Raw genomic sequence first — 18,662 nt, 5'->3', positions numbered from 1 at the left:
GTTCAATGGTATGACCTATTAAGGCTCAGCCCCGCAGGGAGGGAGTGGTGATGGCCTCAACAGCATCCATGGTCGCAGTTGCAGAGAACCCGTGGTTGGTCGCTCGTGCAGAGGAAGCCGTGGTTGCGGCCGCCGAATACCTCGGCGTGGCGCCCCCCACCCTGACGCCCGCCGCCTTGGGCCACCAGCTGGCCAGTCTGCGGCAACGGCTGGAGGACCTCACCGCGCAGCCGACCGGCAGCGCCGAGGACCGCGCGGCCGCATCGCAGATATTGATCGCCATCCTGAAGTTGCAGTGCGATCTTCTTGACGAGGACCTTGCCCGGCGGGTCAGGTCGATGTCAGAAATTCGCAACGCCCTCAGTCAGCTCCGCGGCCTGGCCCCGAGCGACATGATCCGGGTCGCAGGAGATGTCCTGAGCCGGGAACTGGCCTTCGCGCGGACCATGGTTTCTGCCGTGTGCGGTTCGCTCTGGGTGCCGCGCTATGTGCACATCGAAGACAGGGACGCCGACCCCCATGCGCGGTCGCTGCAGGACTTCGTGGCAACTCGGCGTATTCAACTGGCCGACGCTCCGCTGGAGACCGAGTTGGTGCGCAAGCGGTGCGGTGTTTTCGCGCCCACTCCGCAGAACGACAAACGGGTGTTCCGCGAGATCATGGAAGCATCCGGATGTTTCGGCTACATCGGTGCCCCGATCATCGTGCAGGGCAGGGTAATCGGGATTCTGCACGCGGACCGCCCCGAGCCGCACGGCATCGTGACGATGGACCATCTCGAACAGTTGGAGGCCTTCGCCGAATGTCTGTCGGTGGCCTATGAAAGCGCCGCGCTGGAAGGTAAAGCCGCGCAACAGCGCCTCGAGGTCGAGAACTTGTGGGCGAACGCCGACAGGCGGCACCCGGCGCCGGTGCGGGTGGCGAAGCAGCTGTCGCCGACCTGCCACCGGGCGGCTGCGGTCCCGTTGACAGCGCGGGAGCACGAGATCATGTCGCACGTGGCCACCGGCGCCACCAACAGCCAGATCGCGCGCTATCTGGTCATTTCCGAGGGGACCGTGAAGTCGCACCTCAAGCACATCGCTAAGAAGCTCAACACGACCAGCCGGGCGGCTGCGGTCGCGGCCTACGCCGGCGTGGCGAGCGCGGACCTGAGGGCCGGCCGATGAAGGCGCGCGCGATGGTGGAGCGACTCAACGAGCTGAACGCGCGGGTATGCGCAGAATTCGGCATCGCGGCCCTCTCCGATGCGCAAAACCTGGACGAAGCGATCGCGGTGTCGACGACCACCGTCGACTTCCTGATGGCCCGTGGGGATTCCACGCCGGCTGAGCCGTCGATCGCCGAATTCTTGCGGGCGCAGGTCGAGGCACGCCGACTGCGCGACTCCCGTCGCGTCCATGTGGTGCGGGCGCTTACCGCGGGGGTGCGGCGCATGAAGAAGGCCGGGTCGCTGCATGCGCTCGGCCGCCAAGCCTGCTCGGAACTGTGTGATGAATTCGGTTTCGACACTGCGGTGTTGTCCTACGTCGAAGACGGCGCCTTCGTCGTCGAAGAATCCGAGCACTGCTTCGGTGGGCCCACCGTGGTGTCGCGTCAGGACTGCAAAGTCGAGAGCGCGTGTATTCAGCTGCGCGACACCGTGGCGACCGATGAGCAGCGCATGCCGGCCAGCGCGGTCTACGCCGAGCTGCTCGGGTCAGCACGCTATATCGCCGCCCCGGTCATCGCCGCAGCGCGAGTGGTCGCTCTGCTGCACGTGGGTCGGGACAGCCTGGAAAGCGTATCCTCCGACGATGTCGAACTGCTCGATGCGTTCGTCTCCGCATACTCGCTGCTGCACGAGAAAATCCTCAACGCCGAACAGGTTCAGCAGCAATGTAACTCGATTGCGCGCGCGGCTGCGCTGCTGACCGAGCAGGCCGATCGCATTGCCAACTCGGTGATCACCTTCGACTTGGACCACGATTCGCCGGTCGGTCCGGCTCCGCGGGTTCCCAGCGACTCTGGACTTGCGGCGTCGTTATCGCACCGCGAACGGCAGGTTTTCGAGTTGCTGGTGGCGGGTGCTTCCAACGCCGACATCGCCGACCAGCTGGTGATCACCGTCGAAACGGTCAAGACGCATGTCAAGCGAATCCTGCGCAAGGTCGGTGCCATCAACAGATCCGAAGCGATCGCACTCTACATGGAGGACACCCGCCCCGGTGGGTGGGGTAATCCGCAAAAACGTTGAACGAGAACCCTTTTCACGCGGCGCACTGGCGCCCGGTATCCGGCTTCGGCAACCTGACCGACATCACCTACCACCGCCACGCCAGCCAGCCGACGGTGCGGGTGGCGTTCAACCGGCCCGAGGTACGCAACGCATTCCGGCCGCACACCGTCGACGAGTTGTATCGCGCGCTCGATCATGCCCGGATGTCCCCGGACGTCGGGGTGGTGCTGTTGACCGGCAACGGGCCGTCGCCGAAGGATGGTGTGTGGGCGTTCTGCTCGGGCGGCGACCAGCGCATCCGCGGACGGACCGGCTACCAGTACGCGTCCGGTGACACGGCCGAGACCGTCGATGCCGCCCGCGCCGGGCGGTTGCACATCCTGGAGGTGCAGCGCCTGATCCGCTTCATGCCCAAAGTGGTGATCTGCCTGGTCAATGGGTGGGCCGCGGGCGGCGGGCACAGTCTGCACTCGACCTGCGACCTGACCCTGGCCAGCCGGGAGCACGCCTGCTTCAAGCAGACCGACGCCGACGTGGGCAGTTTCGACGGCAGCTACGGCAGTGCCTACCTGGCACGGCAGGTAGGCCAGAAGTTCGCCCGTGAGATCTTCTTCCTGGGCCGGCCGTACACCGCCGAGCAGATGCACCGGATGGGTGCGGTGAACGAGGTCGTCGACCACGCCGAGCTGGAAACGGTGGCGCTGGACTGGGCGGCGCAGATCAACGCCAAATCGCCGCAGGCGCAACGAATGCTGAAGTACGCGTGCAACCTGCTCGACGACGGTTTGGTGGGTCAGCAGTTGTTCGCCGGGGAAGCTACCCGGCTGGCCTACATGACCGACGAGGCGGTCGAGGGCCGGGATGCGTTCCTGGACAAGCGTCCTCCGGATTGGACGCAGTTCCCCCGCTATTTCTAGGTCGCGCGAGCTAAGCGGCGGAGATACCGCCGTTGACGCTGATCGCCTGTCCGGTGAGACGGGCGGCCGCGGCGCTGCACAGGAAGACCGCCAGCGCGGCGATGTCGTCGGCGTCAGGCACCCCGAGCGCGGCCTGCTGGGCGGCGCGGGCGAACAACTTGCCGCTGAACCCGTCGGCGGTGATGCGTTCGGTCGAGGCGGTGCCGTGCACCAACGAGGGGGTCAGCGCATTGGCGCGGATGCCATAGCGCTTCTCCTCGATGGCCAGGGTGCGGGTGAACATCACGATGGCCGCCTTTGCGGCACCGATGACGGCTTCACCGGGCGTCGCCGTCTTCGCGGCGTCGGAAGCGACGTTGATGATCACACCCCGGCGGCGACTGCGCATCCCCGGCAACACCGCGCTGGCCATCTGCATCGACGGCACGGCCAAGTCGGTCAGGATGCCACTGATGTCCGAGGTCGCGATATTGACGAACAATTCCGGGCGCACGTCGGCAGCCGTGGTGCATATCAGGATATCTATGCCGGACAACAAGTCTTCTGCTTGTGCTGCAACGGAAGTCGCGACGGCGGGATCTCTGGCGTCGCCGGCGATGAAGTCGACGGCCACCCCCACCTGCGCGATGGACTTCGCGGCGAGTTCGCCGCGGTCCGCGCTGCGACCCACCACCACAATTCGCGGTACTCCGGCCGCGGCCAGCGCCCGTGCCGATGCGAGCCCGATCCCGGCGGTACCGCCGACGATCAGCGCGCTCGATTCGCCGAGTTCATTGGGGGCGGGCAGGTCAGCCTGTTGGGCACTCATTGTGTCTCCTTACCGTGTCATCTTGCTTGTCCTGCTGCGTGTGGTCCTGCTGGGCAACCCTTGTCAGCCAGGCCAACAGCTCTGCGATCACCTGGTCGTCACGTCCAGTGTGGGATACCCGGGCCAGCTGCGCGGCGTCGGTGAGCCGGCCGGCGAACGAAGCGGAGTCGATGGCGAACCCGCAATGGGGATCGGCGAGATAGGCGTCGACGACGGTCTCGTCGCCGGTCAGCCCGTCGAAATCGGTAGGCGCGCAGATGCTCGCCCATCCCGTGGACGAGCACGACGCTGCCGAGATGTTCCAGGCCGGACCGAACCTGCCAGCGATAGCCGGCCAGCTGCCTGCCGTCGGTGGCTCGGAAGGTCAGATGGTCGGGCGAGGGCCTGACCTGCGACACCTGCAAACGATAGAATGGTCAGACCGAAAAAGTCAACATCACGCCTCGTCCTTGAGTGAATGGTCTGACCATTATAGGATAGAGGTGCCGGGTCTCAGTGCCGCGAGGGGAGTTGTCCGATGACGGTGCGCCACATCGCACAGGTACTCCGCCCCGCCGACGACCTGCGGCACCGCCCCGCCCCCGGTGGACGGATGCGCGACAGTCTGTTCTGGGAAGTCATCGTGGCCGAGGAAGAGATCGGCGTACAGGTGTATCTGTATCTGACGGACCGGGGCCGTGCCGGTTACAACGTCGTGGTCTGGGGCAGTGCCGGGGAGCCGTTGGCGCTGCAGCTCAACTCCGGGTGGGTCGCTGATGATGCCGACCTCGATCACCTCGAGTTCGGCGGCCTGTCCGTGCGGCAGCACGAACCGTTGCGAAGTTGCGTACTGTGCTACCAGCACGATGAGGTAGCAATCGAATACGAATTCCACGCTCTGCACCAGGCGTTCAGCTACTGGTCTAATCCGGGCGGCATTCCGGGCTGGTTCGCCGAGAACCGGATGGAGCAGACCGGCCGGGTGCGGGGCTCCGTACAGGTCGGGAGTCGCCAGGTGGCGCTGGACCATCCGGGACACCGGGACCATTCCTGGGGCGTGCGTGACTGGGGTGTCCCGCAGCACTGGAAGTGGTTCGTCGCCTACACCGATGCAGGTGTCGCGGTCAACGGCTGGATCTGGATTGCCAAGGGGGAGTGGGGTTTCGGCGGATACGTGAGCCGTGGTGGGGACACCGTGGCGGTCCGCAGCATCGAACATCGGGCGGACTACGACCCGCAGATGCGTCAGCGGCGGCTGCAGGCCACAGTGATCGACGTCGAGGGCGGTCGTACCGCTGTCGAGCTCGAAGCATTCGGCGTGGTTGAGTTACCCAGTCACGATCCGATGCAGACCGTCATCCGCGAGGCCGCCTGCCGCGCCCGGATCGACGGCGAGCCCGGTGCGGGCCAGTTTGAAACCCATTGGACAGGTGCCTATTTGAACTACCTGGTGGAATCGGGCAACCGGCGGTGAACTGGCAGTGGTCGGCGTCGGGGCTGACCCGGTTGGGTGGCTTCCTGTGCGAACATGCCGAGCTGGGTCAGCGGGTCAGCGCCCGCCGGGTCGGGGACGGCCACTCCAACCTGACCTACCTGGTCTCCGACGGTGACCGCACGGTGGTGGTCAGACGGCCGCCGCCGCCACCGCTGCCAGCCGGCGCCCACGACGTGGTGCGGGAGGCTCGGCTGTTGGCGGCGCTGGCCGACACGCCGGTCCCGGTGCCGCGCGTGATTGCGGTGGCAGAGCCCGGAGAAGTTGTCGACGTACCGCTGGTGGTGACTGAGTTCGTCGACGCAGCAGTGATTACCGAGCAGACACCGCCGCCGCTGGACAACCCCCGTGCTCGACGCCGGATTGCCGAGTCGGTGGTCGACGTTCTCGCGGATCTGCACGCCGTCGACTGGGCCGGCATCGGTCTGCGCGACTTCGGTAAACCCGGGGGATTCAACTCCCGTCACTTGCGCCGGGTCTGCGCCCTTGTCGAAGAGGCCGACGGTCACCTGCCCGCAGCATTCCAGGGATTGGCGCACTGGCTCGGTGCGCACACCCCACCGGAGTCGGCGGCCGCGATCGTGCACAACGACTTTCGGCTCGGCAATCTGATGATCGCCGCGCCGGGTCGGGTTGCGGCGGTGCTGGATTGGGAGTTGGCCACCATCGGCGATCCGCTGTTCGACCTGGGCTACTTTGTGTCGTCCTACCCGGCACCGGGTGAGGAACTGACCCCGACCGCGGCGATGGCCGTGGCGGTGCTGGAGGACGGTTATCCGGCCCGCGACGAGTTGCTCGCCCGATACAGCCAGCGGACCGGGGTGGCGCCACGCAACATCGAATGGTATTCGGCGCTGGCGCAATTCAAGCTCGCCGCGCTTTACGAATACGGGCGCCAGCGCGCCGAAACGGGGACCGGTGACCCGTACTTCGGCGATCCCGGAATGGTCGCGTCGTTTCTGCGGGCCGGCCGGCGGTGGGCGAAACTCGAGCGGAGTTGAAGAGAATTGCCGTGGCTCCGGCCCGCCCGCGATCTACCTTATCGAAGAACTGTTGGGATCGTTCTTGCACCGTGCTGTTGCCACCGCAGAGCGCGTACCCCCACATCGCCTAGACGCGCAGCTGGTCGCGCAGCGGCCGCCCGATGATCTCGAGTGCCGTCTCCTTGGCCGGTACCACCCACTTTCCCCTCGTCACGCGTTAACCACTCGTACCAGGGCAAATCCGGCGGCGGGGTTGCGGCGCTGCTCTACAGTTATGGGGTGGATCACAGCACCGGGCGGGAGCCGCCGGCGTCACACCGCGAGGTGGACGAGCGGCTGGCTGTGGTGTTGGACGGGTTGCGATCGATCGCCGACCACGACGATCCGCACTGGCAGCCGCCGCCGGCCGACGCCCGGGCCATCGTCGACGATGCCTGGTCGGCGATCGCTGACGCGCTGTGCGATCAGCCGGCCGCCGGGGCGGTGCTGGCGGCGCTGCGGACACTGGCTCGCACCGATGTGTCGTTGCTGCATGCGTGTGATGCTTCGCATCGGATCGCCGGGGTGCTGTCCCGGCTCGAGGCGGCACCGTGCACCGTTACCGACCTGATGGATCTGGCGCCGCGACTGGTCACCGAACTCGGTTTCGACCGGGCCATCTTCTCCCGCATCGTGAACGGCGTGTGGATATCGCAGTCGGTCTGCGTGCCCGATGACCCCGAGTGGGCGCGGGAGATCAATCGGATCGGCCAGGAGCAGCCGCAGCCGCTGGTGCCCGGCTTGTTCGAGACCGAGATCGCCCGCCGCCGTGAGGCGATGAACGTCACCGATGTCCAGCACGAGGCGCGGGTGCACCGGCCCATCGCGGACGCGTCGCGCTCGACGTCCTATGCCGCCGCCCCGGTCATAGCAGGTAACCGGGTCGTCGGTCTGCTGCACGCCGACCGTTATCGGCAGGGACGCGACACCGACGTCGCCGACTGCGAGATACTGACCTCCTACGCGCGGGGTCTGGAGCTGGCGTTCAGCCGGGCACGCGCCGTGCAACGACTGGAGTCCATCGGATCGGCGCTGCACGGGGTGGCCAGTGAGTGCGGCGAAACTGCCGACACTGTCCATCATTTCGACCTGGATGCGGCTGCCGGCGGCGGCGGCGCACACCGCGCTCTCCCGGCCGCATCTTGTCTGCCCGTCCGGGCGAGCAGGTCGGTCCGCGAGGCGTTGACGGCGCGCGAGATCGAGATCCTCGAGCAGATGGCGCTCGGGCGCACCAACCCCGCTATCGCAACGCGTCTGTTCATTTCGGAGGGCACGGTCAAACAACACGTCAAGCACATCCTGCGCAAGCTCGGCGCGGAGAACCGGGTGGAGGCGGTCTCGCTGCTCTACCAGTCCGACGAGCGCTGACGGGCGGTCATTCCACGATGGTCAGGGACTGGGTGGGGCAGGTGCGGACCGCTTCCTCGACTTCGGCACGGCGGGTGTCGTCGACAACCTGCTGCAGCAACTGAAGTCGGCCATCGTCGTCCAGGGTGAAGATGTCCGGCGCGATTGCCTCGCACATTCCGATCGACGCGCAGCGATCGGGGGCGAACTGGATGCGGCAGCCGCTCATCGTCCCGGCTCCGGGTTCACCGGCATGCTGATCACACCGCGGATGAAGTTGGTCCGCACCAACTCCGGTTCGCCTACGGTGAAGTCCGGCATCTGGGCGTGCAATTCGCGCAGCAGCGAGCGCAGCATGGCTTTGGCGAGCTGGCTGCCCAGGCAGAAGTGAATGCCGCCGCCACCGAACGCCATGTGCGGGTTGGGATTGCGGCTGAGGTCGAGAGTATTGGGGTTACCGAAGACCGTCTCGTCGCGGTTTCCCGAGGAGTACATCAACACCACCTTGTCGCCGGGCAGGATCTGCTGGCCACCGAGCTGGTAGGGGCTCACACAGGTGCGCCGGAAGTTCTGCACCACCGAGCCCCAGCGCAGGAATTCCTCGACCGCTGAACCGATCCGGCCCTCGAAGTCCTCCCACAACCAGCCACGCTGATCCGGAAAGTCGCAGAGCGCCTTGGCAGCGAAGCTCGAGGTGTGCCGGGTGGTGTCGGTGGCCGCCACCGAACACAACACCATGGTGGCCCCGATTTCGAAGTCCGACAGTTTTTCGCCGTCGACTTCGGCCCGCACCAGGTTGGTCAACAGGTCGTCGGCCGGCCGGCGGCGGCGCAGTTCCACCAGTTCTTCGGTGACGTCGTGAATCCGCAGGGCGGCCTCGACCTGAACCTCCGCGGGGTCGCGTCCGGCCAGCAACACCGGATCCGCCCACGCCTGGGTCTCGTCGGCGGCGTGCGAGACGGTGGTTCGCAATTCCTCAGGGACACCGAACATGTCCCCGAACATCTGCACCGGCAGATGTTTGGAGATGTCATCGACGAAGTCGACATCCCCGCCGTCGCGCGCCTTATTCACCGCGGCGCGGACGATCGAACGCGCCCGCAACGCGATGTCGTTCTCGATGCGGCGCACCTGACGAGGGGTGAACGCGGAGCTGACCAACCGGCGCACCTTATGGTGTTGCGGATTGTCCATCGCCAGGAACGACATCGCCATCTCGAGGAACACCGGCGGCAGCATGTCGAACATCACTCCGTAGCGGGACACGAACACGTCGTTGTGCTGGCTCACTTCGATGATGTCAGGATGCCGGACGACCGCCCAGAAGCCGGGGTCGTCGGGATCGGGGGAAACCGCCGTCTCGATCGGCGGCTGCCAGCTCACCGGCCGCTGGTGCCGCAGCTCGGCGAATACGGGGTCGCGCTCGGGCAGGTCAAGATCCCAGAACGCGTCGCTGGAGACGTTGAGCGGGTCATAGGGGCGCGTTGCAGCTGCGTCGTTGAACGGCGGGACATCGACGCTGTCGTCGTCCTCATCGAAAGACAGGTCTGCGCAGAAGAGTTCGCTGTCGGCGGTGGTCATGGTCGGCTCCCGGGTCAATCGGCGTGGCTGAGCAGAATGTCGTACGGTTTGGCGGCGCGGCCACCGGACAGGTCCAGATGGACGGTCTTGACCTCGGTGTAGGCGTCCAGTGCGTCCGGCCCGAGTTCGCGGCCCACGCCGCTCTGCTTGTAGCCGCCGAACGGCAGTTGGCAGTTGATCTGGTGGGCGTCGTTGATCCAGACGCTGCCGCACTCGATCCGCTCGGCGATGGCAAGCGCCCGCGCGTTGTCGGTGCTCCAGATGCTGGCCGCCAGGCCGTATTCGGAGTCGTTGGCGATGGCGACGGCGTCGTCGTCGTCGCTGTAGGGGATCACCACCAGGACGGGGCCGAAGACCTCCTCCCGGGCGATGCGCATGTCGTTGCGCACCCCGGTCAGGATGGTCGGCGCCACCCAGAATCCGTCCCGCTGCAGCGCTTCTCCGCCCAGCGCGACGGTCGCGCCCTCCTCGGTGGCGCCGCGGACGTAGGCCAGAATGCGGTCCCGCTGCTTGGCGTCGATGACGGGGCCCATATCGGTGTCCCAGTCCCGGGTCTCGCCGACGACGATGGTCTTGGCGCGCTGCACCAACCGGGCCACGAACTCATCTTGCAGGTGGGCGGGGACCAGTGCGCGAGTGCCGGATTCGCACACCTGACCGGAGTAGACGAAGCAGCCGTACAGGATGCCGTCGACGGCCATGTCGAGGTCGGCATCGTCCAGCACGATCGAGGGGCCCTTGCCGCCGAGTTCCAGGGTGACGTTTTTGACCGAACCCGCTGCCAGGCGCATGATTTCGCGCCCGATCGCAGTCGATCCGGTGAACGCGATCTTGCCGACGTCGGGGTGGCTGGCCAGCCTGGCGCCGGCCTCGGGCCCGTCACCCGGTACCACGTTGAGGACCCCGGCAGGCAGGCCGTTGCGTTCGGCTATCCGGGCGAACTCCAGGATCGACAGCGGGGTGTGCTCGTCGGGCTTGACGACCACGCTGTTGCCCGCGGCCAGCGCCGGACCCACCTTCCACAGGGTCAGCAGCAGCGGAAAGTTCCACGGCGCGATCGCGCCGACCACTCCGATCGGTTCGCGGTGTACCACTGCCTGGCTCAGGGCGGGGAAGTTGGCGATGGGTGCCGGACGTTGCCAGGCATAAACTTCGGCCAGATCTGCGAAATAGGCGAAATGTGCCAGCGCATAACCGATGTGAAAACCGGTCGCCTGTCGAACTGTCGCACCGTTGGCGGACAGCTCCAACTCCACCAGTGCTTCTGCGGCGTCGTTGGCTGCCGCCACGATGCGTCGCATGATGGCGGCCCGCTCCGGTGGCGTCTTGAGCCGCCAGACGCCGGAATCGAAGGTGGTTTTGGCCGCTGCCACCGCGACATCGATGTGGCTGGCGTCGCCGCGCGCGACGGTGGCCACCGCGGCCCCGGTGCTCGGGTCGGTGATTGTCATCCGGCGTCGGGTGTCGACGTCGCGACCGCCGATTCGCATCGAATGATGTTGAATCTCAGTAGTCGTCGTCATATCAGGCCTTCGGGTCCAGGACGATCTTGGTAGCCTCGCGGGCTTCGAACATGCGGTAGGCCTCCGCGGCCTGCGACATGGGCATCTGGTGCGAGATGATCGAGCTCGGGCTGAGTTTGCCGGCCGCGGTCAGGGCAATGACTTCATCGATGTACTCGGTGATGTGCGAGACGCCCATCTGGACAGTGACCCCTTTGAGGTAGAGCTCGCCGAATGGAATGGTGAGTGCGTCCTCGGTGTAGACGCCGGGTATCGACAGCGTCCCGCCGGCACGGACCAGCGAAATCGCGGACAGCAGAGCCGATTCGTGGCCGACGGCGTCGATGACCAGGTCGGCTCCGCGCCAGTCGGTCATGTCCAGCACGGCATCGGCGGGATCGGTCTGGGCGGCGTTCACCGCCCCGGCGCCAAGGTTTTCCGCCTCCTTGAGGCGGGTGTCGACCTTGTCGATGACGACCACCCGCAGGGCTCCGAGCGCCAGGGCGGCCATTGCAGTGCACAACCCGACCGGGCCGGCGCCGACGACCGCGACGGTGTCGCCGGGCCGTAGCGCGCGGGCGACGGCTTCGTACCCGGTGGTCATGATGTCGCCGGCGAACAGGATGTCGTCGACGTTGACTGCGCCACCACCGGGCACCAACCGTGCCGTCCGGTCGGCGTTGGGCACCACGACGTACTCGGCCTGCCCGCCGGCCAGGTCGCCGAGCGCCAGACCGAGGCCGAATATCCGCGAGCCCGCACAGTTGCCGGGCTGGTGCCGTCGGCACTGGTAGCACGAACCGCAACTCACCACACACGAACCGACCACCCGGTCGCCGGTGCTGAACTGGCTGACCGCGACGCCCGCATCGACCACCGTGCCGAGGAATTCGTGTCCGAGCACGATGTCGGGTTCGACGTCGAGTCGACCCTCGTACGGGTGCAGGTCGGTACCGCAGATGGCGGTCCGTTCCACCCGCAGCAGAATGTCGGTGGGACTGGCGATTTCGGGTACGGGAACCTCTGCCACCTCGACGAGATGTGGTGCCCGCAGGACCACCGCGCGCATCGTGTCAGGCATGGGTCGCCGCGTCCTTGGGAGCGACCTTCTCCCGGTACATCGGGAACAACGGCTTGGTCAGCGGCACCAGCTTGAGGATCTTATTGACCGGGCCCTTGGCCTTGACGTGCCCCTTGGCCAACCCGATCGCCAGGTTGTACTCGCCGCGCCAGAACTGGTCGGCGGTGTCGCCACGCATCAGCAGGGTGACGTCGGGCTTCACGTCGTTGGGACCGGGGATCACCTGGTAGTCGTCGCGGAAGACCATGGTCATCTCGCAGTCGGGATCGGTGTAGATCACTCGCATGACGATGTTGGCGGCGCGCAGCTTCGGACCGGATTCGGGGTGTGCGCCGGCATCGCGGAATACCCCGCCGATGTAGGTGTCCAACTCATCGAGATCTTTGAAAAAGCCCATTTCCCAACCACTTCCAGGTCGCTGTGACTGCTCTCACAAACGTAGGCCGCCGGGCGGGCTACTGACATTTCCCCATGGTGGACTTCTTCGTATCCCGGTAGGGATATGGGTGGCGACCAATCGGTTGCGTCACTGTCGGCCGGCGGCCGGCAGCTGCTGTCCGGACTCCGGGCACACGAAATTGCGGGTGCGCTGAAGGCGCGCGCAGACGCTGGCGGTGGTTAGTTCAGGCCGAGTTGGGCAAGCAGCGCGGCGACGTTCCAATAGGCGTGCACCGACACCGCGCGGCCGTCGCCGTCGACCTCCCAGACATCCATGCCCGGGATATCGAACGATCGGCCGGACGCCGGCACACCCGGGGGGAAGTCTGCGCCGGTGTGCGTGCCGGTCATCCGCCACTCCTGGGTGACCCGGCGGTTGGGGGTATCAACCAGCGGCGCACCTACCGCCTCGAAGGTCAGGTCGGGAAAGCCTGCCCAGGATGCGGTGAAGAAGTTGCCGGCCTGCTCGTGATTGGTGATCGGCTCGGGCAGGGAGGGGTCCACCCAGTGCACCGTCTCGGCAATCGCGGTCAGCGCGGTGTCCAGGTCACGCCGGTTCCACGCAGCGAAATAGCGGGCCGGGTAGCCGGCGAGGTCGGTGGTCGTGGCGGTCATGCGCAATGTCCAATCGTTGGCTGGGCAACTACGGTAACGCGTCGACCGGTGCCGATTCGTCACACCGATGGGAGGTCTTCTGCCGCCCCTTGGGGGTGCCGTCCGGTGCTCAGCCCATGCTGGCGCCGCCGTTGACATAGATGGTCTGCCCGGTGACGAAGCGACTGTCGTCACCGGCCAGGAACGCCACGGCCGCGGCGACCTCGGCCGGATCTCCGGGTCGCCCGAGGGGGACAAGCCCAGTTCCCTGCTCGACGACACGGTGCAGTCGCGCCGGCGCCGTGCCGGAGTCGAGGGTCTCGGCGAGTTCGGGGGTGCGCACATAACACGGCGCAACGGTGTTGGCGGTGATTCCGGCGGTGCCGAATTCGCGGGCCAGGCCGGTGACCATGGCGTGCACGCCACCTTTGGCGGTGTTGTACATGGCGTGATCGATCAGCCCGGTGCGCACCGAGTCGGCACCGATGTTGACGATCCGGCCGTAGCCGCGAGAAATCATGTGCGGCAACACCGCTCGCACGCAGTGGATCGCGGTCCACAGGTTGTTGTCGATGGTGGCCCGCAGCGTTTCCTCGGTGTGTTCGAGGGTCGGGCGAATCACGCCGCCACCGGCATTGTTGACCAGGATGTCGAGATGACCGAGGGTTTCCAGCGCGGCTGCCACCAACTCGGCCGCCACGCCGGGGTGGTGCAGCTCACCGAAGTGCCCGCCGCTGATACCGGTTTGGCCGCAGAGCAGTTCGAGCTCCTCCGCGTTGCGGGTTGCTGCGAAAACCCCTGCACCGTCAGCGATGAGGCGCGCAACGATGCCCCGGCCGATACCGGATGCGGCGCCGGTGACGATTGCCGTCCGACCGTGCAGTGCGCCGCTCACAGGATGATCGCCACGTCGCCGACCGACCGCAGGTCCGTCAGGTCCAGTTCCGCGCGTTTGCAGCGAATCCGCAGGCCATCCGCGCCGTTACCAAGCCGGTAATGGTACTGGCCGACATAGCAATTGGTGCGGCCCGACCGGAACCGCCACACCGTGAACGACGCGGTCACCGCCAGTTCACCGACCGATCCTTCGTCGACCCGGACATTGAACACCTGATGGTTCGTTCGGGAGTGCGGGTACTCGCGGTGGGCGCGCCGACTATTCAGCCGCGTGACGCGGGCCGCCAACCGCACCAGGTTGTCGTCGATGAGCATCAGGTCGTGCGCCGGGTCGCCGTCGCGGGCATCATTGCACGGCACCTCGTACTTGGCGTCCTTGTCGAACAGCAACAGCCAGTCGTCCAGCGCCCAGCTGTCCAGCAGGGCGGCTTCGGCGTACAGGTACTCCTCGACCTGGTGACGCATTGTCACCGCACACCGGCCAGGTCCGCGGCGTCACCCATCTGGTGTTGCCAACGCCGCCAGAACACCCGCATCTGTTCCTCGTCGTTGGCCATCGGATCACGTCCCATCCCGCGCGAAATGTCGTTCCATTCGACGCCGCCGCTGGCGAAGCCCTGTTGGCAGGATTCCAGCGCCTCCAGGTCGTCGGGGGTGGCGAAACCACCCGGACCGAGAAATGTCAGAAAGCTGTCCAACCGGCGTCGGCGCAACGCCTCGGTTTCATCGGACGGGCCCAGTGCCCAGGCGGTGACGTCGACGGCATCCGCGGTGGGCGGGTAGAAGGTGCGCACCGTCACGGACATGATGTCGTTGATGATCAGATTCGGATAGATCAGCATGTTGCGGTTCACCTCGGACATGGCGTGCGCACGCCACTCACCGTGCTTGGCCACCAGATCTGCACGCAGTCGGTCGATTTCGGTGCGGGCGTGGTCGCCGAACAGCGGTTCCCACTTCGCCACCGGGCGTCCCCACGGTGAGCTGTACTCGATGACGGTGTGACCGTTGCCGAGGTCGATGGCCGTACCACTGACCCCGCCACGCAGGTCGGTCCCGATGGAGACCAGGTACTTGAAGTAGGTGTCGTGTGTGGACTCGGCGTGGTAGCCGTCAACGCTGTTCTCCACCAACAGCTTCCAGTTGGCATCGAAGCTGTACTGGTTGGTACCGCGGATGATCTCGGCCGAACCGCCGCAACCGTCCACAACGAGATCGATGTAGTCCTTGGCCCCGGCCAGGTAGGTCGGCAGGTCCACGATGCCGGCGTCGAAACTCGCGAACACGAACCCACGGTAGGAGTCGACCCGCGCCACCCGGCGCAGGCCGAGCTCGTCGAAATTCAACCCGTCGGCGTAGGCGTCGCGGTCCGGCACACCCTTGAGCCGACCCTCGGAGTCGAAGGTCCACGCATGGTAAAAGCACTGGAATACCTTGGAATTGCCGGATTCCTGCCGGCACACCAAGGCCCCGCGATGCGTGCAGGTGTTGTGAAACACGTTGACGTTGCCGGACTTGACGCCGCGCACCATGAAGACCGGTCGTCCGCCGATCGGTCGCCGAACGAAGTCGCCCGGATGGGGGATCTCCGATTCGTGTCCGACGTAGAGCCAGGACGTGGCGAAGATCCGGTCCACTTCGGCTCGATGGATGTCGGGTGCGGTCATCGCCGACCGGTGCACCCGGAACCTGCCGGCTGCGGCGTCCTCATCGACGATCGGCAACAGCGCTGTGGTCGGCCGGGCGAGTCCGGGTTCCGCCTCGGTGCTCATGGGCGGCTCAGGTAGTCGGCGACCAGTGCGGTGAACTCGTCGGCCCGCTCGATCTGGGTCCAGTGCCCGCAGGCGCTGAACACATGCAGGTCGGCATTGGGTAGCAGACCCACCATGGTCACCGAGACGTCCATCGGCACCACCTTGTCCTCCCGGCCGTGCACCAGCAGCGTCGGAGTGGCGATGGCACGCGCCTCGGATTCGGTGATGCCGAGTTGTGATCCGGCGTGCCGGGAATCGAAAAACATTGCGCGATAGGCTTCGTGGGCCCCGCCGGCGATACTGGCCCGGTAGCGGCTGTCGACGAGTTCGTCGGTGATCATGGTCGGGTCGACCGCGAAATAGTTGCGCAGCAGGTCGCGCATCGCCCGGTGCGACGGTTGGTAGGCACGCAGCGCCGCCAGTCCGGCGGTGGGTGTCATACCGACCCCGGGGGCGCCCATCAGCACCATCTTTTCGACGCGATCCGGCCGGTCGGTCGCCATCTGCAGCGCGATGCGGCCGCCCAGCGAGTTGCCGACGATCGAGGTCTGCACGATGCCGTGCGCGTCGAGAAAGGACCACACGTGATCGGTCCAGGTGCGCAGCGAATAGACAATGTCGTCGGGCCGCTCGGTGCCGCCGAAGCCGACGATGTCGGGAGCCAGCACCCGGAACCGGTGCGCCAAGGCCGCGATGTTGTGCTGCCAGTTGGCCAGCGCGGACGCTCCCGGCCCGGACCCGTGCAGCATCAGGATCGGGCGACCGGAGCCGGCCTGCAGGTAGGTGGTAGCGACGCCGGCGGCGTCGATGTTGCGGGAGTCGAGGTCGGCGGTGGCTGACGTCGTCATCGGGGGCATCCTTCCTGGAACACGGCAAAACACTTGTTGGAGTTGAAGACATCCGTGGTGATCAGTTCTGACCAGGTCAGCTCCAGGCCCAGTTCTTCGACGGCACCGGTCAGACAGAACCAGTTCAGCATCTCGTGCTGACCGGAGTCCACGATGTCGCGGCTGGGAGTGGCCCGCCAGGCGGCGTAGTCGCGCGCGGCGAACAGTCGATAGAGCCGGTGATCGGCGGCCGTGTCGGGGGTAAGGTGCCAGGTCTTGTCGGTCAGAAACGCGTGCGACCAACTCGACGATGCCACCAGCGCGACCCGTAGCTCGCAATCCCGCAGCGCTTTCGCCACCGCACGACCCAACTCGAAGCAACGCGCCGGAGTCGGGCCGGACGGGTCCAGTTGTTCCGCGGCGATCTCGGCGAACCTGGCCAGGCCGCCCCGGCGGGTGATCGCGTGCTGGCCATAGCAATTGACGGTGATCGGGAGCAGCCGATAGTCGAAACAGGCTCCCGCGTTGGGGTAGTCCAAGAAGAGTTGGGTGTTCACAATCGCATGCGGGAAAGGCGATTCGGGGCGTTTGCGGTAGGAGTAGGCGATGTCGAAGCCGGCCCCGATGAGATCGTTCGCCAGCCGGCGCGCCTCGTCGGCGGCCCCGTGCAGGGTGATCGTGGTGTCCTCGGGCAGGCCCCAGGGGTTCGGGCTGCCGCGGCGCGTCATCAGCTCGAAGGGGTTGACGGCGACGTCACCGTAGGCGAGCACGCAGAATGGCGGGATCACTTCTTCGCGGAAGTTCTCGTACTGATCGTCACCCCACACCACGACCACGTCGGGCGCGAAGTCGTCGAGCGCTGCCCGGCAACGAGCAAGATTGTCCACCAATATCTTTCGATGGTGCGCGGCGGCGACGAGACCGCCGTCGGTGCCCCACTCGGCGCGCATCGACGCCGGCCAGCCCGCGGGATCCTTGACCTCGGCCGGGATGTCGGGATCTTGCAGGGTCCAACGCAACAGGTCGGCCATGTGCTCGTCGGTACCGGCCAGCAGCGGGTAGTGGGTCAGGCCCAGACCCAGAAACTGCGTCATGCTGCTCCTAAGTTACTGCGGCAGATCTTGTGCCGAAGGTCGGCCGACAGGGTCGAGATCACGTCGTCCAGCGGCTCGGGCATCGCGGCAAAGGGATAGTCGGAACCGAAAACCACGTTGCCGGAACCGAATACATCGACTGCCTCATGCAGGGCCGTGTCGCGATAGGTCAGACTGTCGCACCACAGCCGGCGGACCAACCGGCTCGGTAGCTCGGGTGAGTCGACGGGGATGCCCGCCATGACGGCAGCCTTGTCCAGCCGGCCGATCAGGGCGGGCAGCGCACCGCCGCCGTGTGCCAGGCAGATGCGCGCGACCGGCCGACGAGCCAGCGCGCCACCGGCCAACAGTGCTGCCGCCGCCAGCGTCGTCTCGACCGGCATGCCGGCGCCGAAACCCAACCCGAGCTCGCGCACCCGGGCCGGCACATCCTGGTCGCTGGGGTGCACGAGGATGAACGCGCCCAGTTCCGCCGCCACGCCGAAAAACCGGTCCAGGCTGGGGTCGGCTAATTCGACGTCAGCAACCCGGGTCCCGATTTCGACGCCGAGGAAGCCGCGGGTCTGCATGCACCGGCGCAACTCATCGACAGCCCGGTCCGGGTCCTGCAGGGCGACAGCACCCAGCGCGGTGAAACGATCCGGGTGCCGGGAAGTGACCCGGGCGAAGAAGTCGTTCTGCAACGCCGCCAGTTCGGCCGCTCCGTGCGCGCACGCGCGATAGCAGAGGGTCACCGGAATGGGCGAAAGCACCTGAACTGCAACACCGTAACGATCCATGTCGGCCAGGCGTGCGGTCGTCGACCAGCTCCGGTGGTCGATCCGGCGGTATCGCCGGCCGCCGAACGCCAACCAGGCACCGGTCTCGTCGGTGCGTTGCAGGCTCGGCCAGCAATCCTGCGGATACGCAGCACCGAAGTCCGGCATCTCGGCGTCGATGGCATGGGTGTGGACGTCGATGATGCCCGGGAGAGGGTCGGTGTTGGCGATCATGGCTCCGCGCGACGTCGTCGGGGCAGGTTGCTCGGGGACTAGGCTAGGATATTATGCATTCATAATTCAAGAAATAGCTGCACAATTCCTTAGGCTGCGTGAGGCAACCGGAAAGGTGC

The 18,662-nt window shown here is 66.4% G+C and carries 19 protein-coding genes; 6 read left to right on the top strand and 13 right to left on the bottom strand.

Annotated features, from left to right (window positions below; all coding sequences use genetic code 11):
- Positions 1–50: 50 nt before the first annotated feature.
- The 3 genes from AC5Y3Z_RS02700 to AC5Y3Z_RS02690 are packed head-to-tail and all read left to right on the top strand — an operon-like array spanning position 51 to position 3,135.
- Positions 51–1,169 (top strand): LuxR C-terminal-related transcriptional regulator, encoded by a 1,119-nt coding sequence (locus AC5Y3Z_RS02700; protein ID WP_473139169.1) that lies wholly within the window; start codon positions 51–53, stop codon positions 1,167–1,169.
- Entirely contained in the window at positions 1,166–2,236 is a 1,071-nt protein-coding gene (locus AC5Y3Z_RS02695) for a helix-turn-helix transcriptional regulator (RefSeq protein WP_473139168.1), read from the top strand. The genes AC5Y3Z_RS02700 and AC5Y3Z_RS02695 overlap by 4 nt, the downstream gene beginning before the upstream one ends.
- Positions 2,233–3,135 (top strand): 1,4-dihydroxy-2-naphthoyl-CoA synthase, encoded by a 903-nt coding sequence (locus tag AC5Y3Z_RS02690; RefSeq protein ID WP_473139167.1) that lies wholly within the window; start codon positions 2,233–2,235, stop codon positions 3,133–3,135. The genes AC5Y3Z_RS02695 and AC5Y3Z_RS02690 overlap by 4 nt, the downstream gene beginning before the upstream one ends.
- Before the next feature lie 10 nt (positions 3,136–3,145).
- Here AC5Y3Z_RS02690 and AC5Y3Z_RS02685 read toward each other — a convergent pair whose 3' ends face one another.
- Entirely contained in the window at positions 3,146–3,943 is a 798-nt protein-coding gene (locus AC5Y3Z_RS02685) for an SDR family NAD(P)-dependent oxidoreductase (RefSeq protein WP_463827588.1), read from the bottom strand.
- A 517-nt stretch (positions 3,944–4,460) separates the two neighbouring features.
- Here AC5Y3Z_RS02685 and AC5Y3Z_RS02680 point away from each other — a divergent pair.
- The 3 genes from AC5Y3Z_RS02680 to AC5Y3Z_RS02670 all read left to right on the top strand — a co-directional run bounded on the left by AC5Y3Z_RS02680 (position 4,461) and on the right by AC5Y3Z_RS02670 (position 7,804).
- Complete coding sequence (locus AC5Y3Z_RS02680; RefSeq protein ID WP_473139166.1) at positions 4,461–5,396, top strand: DUF7064 domain-containing protein; 936 nt, start codon at positions 4,461–4,463, stop codon at positions 5,394–5,396.
- Entirely contained in the window at positions 5,393–6,415 is a 1,023-nt protein-coding gene (locus AC5Y3Z_RS02675) for a phosphotransferase family protein (protein ID WP_473139165.1), read from the top strand. The genes AC5Y3Z_RS02680 and AC5Y3Z_RS02675 overlap by 4 nt, the downstream gene beginning before the upstream one ends.
- Before the next feature lie 261 nt (positions 6,416–6,676).
- Positions 6,677–7,804, top strand: a complete 1,128-nt coding sequence (locus tag AC5Y3Z_RS02670; RefSeq protein ID WP_473139164.1) for a LuxR C-terminal-related transcriptional regulator — start codon at positions 6,677–6,679, stop codon at positions 7,802–7,804.
- A 7-nt stretch (positions 7,805–7,811) separates the two neighbouring features.
- Here AC5Y3Z_RS02670 and AC5Y3Z_RS02665 read toward each other — a convergent pair whose 3' ends face one another.
- The 12 genes from AC5Y3Z_RS02665 to AC5Y3Z_RS02610 form a co-directional block, all read right to left on the bottom strand.
- Complete coding sequence (locus AC5Y3Z_RS02665) at positions 7,812–8,012, bottom strand: ferredoxin (protein WP_463827592.1); 201 nt, start codon at positions 8,010–8,012, stop codon at positions 7,812–7,814.
- Entirely contained in the window at positions 8,009–9,364 is a 1,356-nt protein-coding gene (locus tag AC5Y3Z_RS02660) for a cytochrome P450 (protein ID WP_473139163.1), read from the bottom strand. Before AC5Y3Z_RS02660 ends, AC5Y3Z_RS02665 begins: the two co-directional genes overlap by 4 nt.
- Positions 9,365–9,378: 14 nt before the next feature.
- Positions 9,379–10,854, bottom strand: a complete 1,476-nt coding sequence (locus AC5Y3Z_RS02655) for an aldehyde dehydrogenase family protein (RefSeq protein ID WP_473139162.1) — start codon at positions 10,852–10,854, stop codon at positions 9,379–9,381.
- Between the two features lie 34 nt (positions 10,855–10,888).
- Positions 10,889–11,947, bottom strand: a complete 1,059-nt coding sequence (locus AC5Y3Z_RS02650) for an alcohol dehydrogenase catalytic domain-containing protein (RefSeq protein ID WP_473139161.1) — start codon at positions 11,945–11,947, stop codon at positions 10,889–10,891.
- A complete protein-coding gene (locus AC5Y3Z_RS02645) occupies positions 11,940–12,344 on the bottom strand; it encodes a hypothetical protein (protein ID WP_473139160.1) in 405 nt (134 codons plus the stop codon). The genes AC5Y3Z_RS02650 and AC5Y3Z_RS02645 overlap by 8 nt, the downstream gene beginning before the upstream one ends.
- Before the next feature lie 221 nt (positions 12,345–12,565).
- Positions 12,566–13,000, bottom strand: a complete 435-nt coding sequence (locus tag AC5Y3Z_RS02640) for an ester cyclase (protein ID WP_473139159.1) — start codon at positions 12,998–13,000, stop codon at positions 12,566–12,568.
- Between the two features lie 109 nt (positions 13,001–13,109).
- A complete protein-coding gene (locus tag AC5Y3Z_RS02635; protein ID WP_463827598.1) occupies positions 13,110–13,874 on the bottom strand; it encodes an SDR family NAD(P)-dependent oxidoreductase in 765 nt (254 codons plus the stop codon).
- Positions 13,871–14,341 (bottom strand): aromatic-ring-hydroxylating dioxygenase subunit beta, encoded by a 471-nt coding sequence (locus AC5Y3Z_RS02630; RefSeq protein WP_473139280.1) that lies wholly within the window; start codon positions 14,339–14,341, stop codon positions 13,871–13,873. The genes AC5Y3Z_RS02635 and AC5Y3Z_RS02630 overlap by 4 nt, the downstream gene beginning before the upstream one ends.
- A gap of 2 nt (positions 14,342–14,343) precedes the next feature.
- Entirely contained in the window at positions 14,344–15,648 is a 1,305-nt protein-coding gene (locus AC5Y3Z_RS02625) for an aromatic ring-hydroxylating oxygenase subunit alpha (RefSeq protein WP_473139158.1), read from the bottom strand.
- Positions 15,645–16,478, bottom strand: coding sequence for an alpha/beta fold hydrolase (locus AC5Y3Z_RS02620; RefSeq protein ID WP_473139157.1), 834 nt, complete (start codon positions 16,476–16,478; stop codon positions 15,645–15,647). Before AC5Y3Z_RS02620 ends, AC5Y3Z_RS02625 begins: the two co-directional genes overlap by 4 nt.
- Entirely contained in the window at positions 16,475–17,551 is a 1,077-nt protein-coding gene (locus AC5Y3Z_RS02615) for a DODA-type extradiol aromatic ring-opening family dioxygenase (protein ID WP_463827601.1), read from the bottom strand. Before AC5Y3Z_RS02615 ends, AC5Y3Z_RS02620 begins: the two co-directional genes overlap by 4 nt.
- Complete coding sequence (locus AC5Y3Z_RS02610; protein ID WP_473139156.1) at positions 17,548–18,543, bottom strand: amidohydrolase family protein; 996 nt, start codon at positions 18,541–18,543, stop codon at positions 17,548–17,550. Before AC5Y3Z_RS02610 ends, AC5Y3Z_RS02615 begins: the two co-directional genes overlap by 4 nt.
- Between the last annotated feature and the right edge of the window lie 119 nt (positions 18,544–18,662).

Source organism: Mycobacterium sp. NGS61 (assembly GCF_059812325.1).
This window is presented reverse-complemented; position numbering and strand designations above follow the sequence as displayed.

Bases quoted from the DNA above. Each gene is read 5' to 3' on its own strand.
- AC5Y3Z_RS02695 (WP_473139168.1), top strand. From the start codon at position 1,166: ATGAAGGCGCGCGCGATGGTGGAGCGACTCAACGAGCTGAACGCGCGG.
- AC5Y3Z_RS02680 (WP_473139166.1), top strand. From the start codon at position 4,461: ATGACGGTGCGCCACATCGCACAGGTACTCCGCCCCGCCGACGACCTG.
- AC5Y3Z_RS02610 (WP_473139156.1), bottom strand. From the start codon at position 18,543: ATGATCGCCAACACCGACCCTCTCCCGGGCATCATCGACGTCCACACC.
- AC5Y3Z_RS02700 (WP_473139169.1), top strand. From the start codon at position 51: ATGGCCTCAACAGCATCCATGGTCGCAGTTGCAGAGAACCCGTGGTTG.
- AC5Y3Z_RS02625 (WP_473139158.1), bottom strand. From the start codon at position 15,648: ATGAGCACCGAGGCGGAACCCGGACTCGCCCGGCCGACCACAGCGCTG.
- AC5Y3Z_RS02685 (WP_463827588.1), bottom strand. From the start codon at position 3,943: ATGAGTGCCCAACAGGCTGACCTGCCCGCCCCCAATGAACTCGGCGAA.
- AC5Y3Z_RS02620 (WP_473139157.1), bottom strand. From the start codon at position 16,478: ATGACGACGTCAGCCACCGCCGACCTCGACTCCCGCAACATCGACGCC.
- AC5Y3Z_RS02645 (WP_473139160.1), bottom strand. From the start codon at position 12,344: ATGGGCTTTTTCAAAGATCTCGATGAGTTGGACACCTACATCGGCGGG.
- AC5Y3Z_RS02660 (WP_473139163.1), bottom strand. From the start codon at position 9,364: ATGACCACCGCCGACAGCGAACTCTTCTGCGCAGACCTGTCTTTCGAT.
- AC5Y3Z_RS02655 (WP_473139162.1), bottom strand. From the start codon at position 10,854: ATGCGAATCGGCGGTCGCGACGTCGACACCCGACGCCGGATGACAATC.
- AC5Y3Z_RS02630 (WP_473139280.1), bottom strand. From the start codon at position 14,341: ATGCGTCACCAGGTCGAGGAGTACCTGTACGCCGAAGCCGCCCTGCTG.
- AC5Y3Z_RS02615 (WP_463827601.1), bottom strand. From the start codon at position 17,551: ATGACGCAGTTTCTGGGTCTGGGCCTGACCCACTACCCGCTGCTGGCC.
- AC5Y3Z_RS02665 (WP_463827592.1), bottom strand. From the start codon at position 8,012: ATGAGCGGCTGCCGCATCCAGTTCGCCCCCGATCGCTGCGCGTCGATC.
- AC5Y3Z_RS02640 (WP_473139159.1), bottom strand. From the start codon at position 13,000: ATGACCGCCACGACCACCGACCTCGCCGGCTACCCGGCCCGCTATTTC.
- AC5Y3Z_RS02650 (WP_473139161.1), bottom strand. From the start codon at position 11,947: ATGCCTGACACGATGCGCGCGGTGGTCCTGCGGGCACCACATCTCGTC.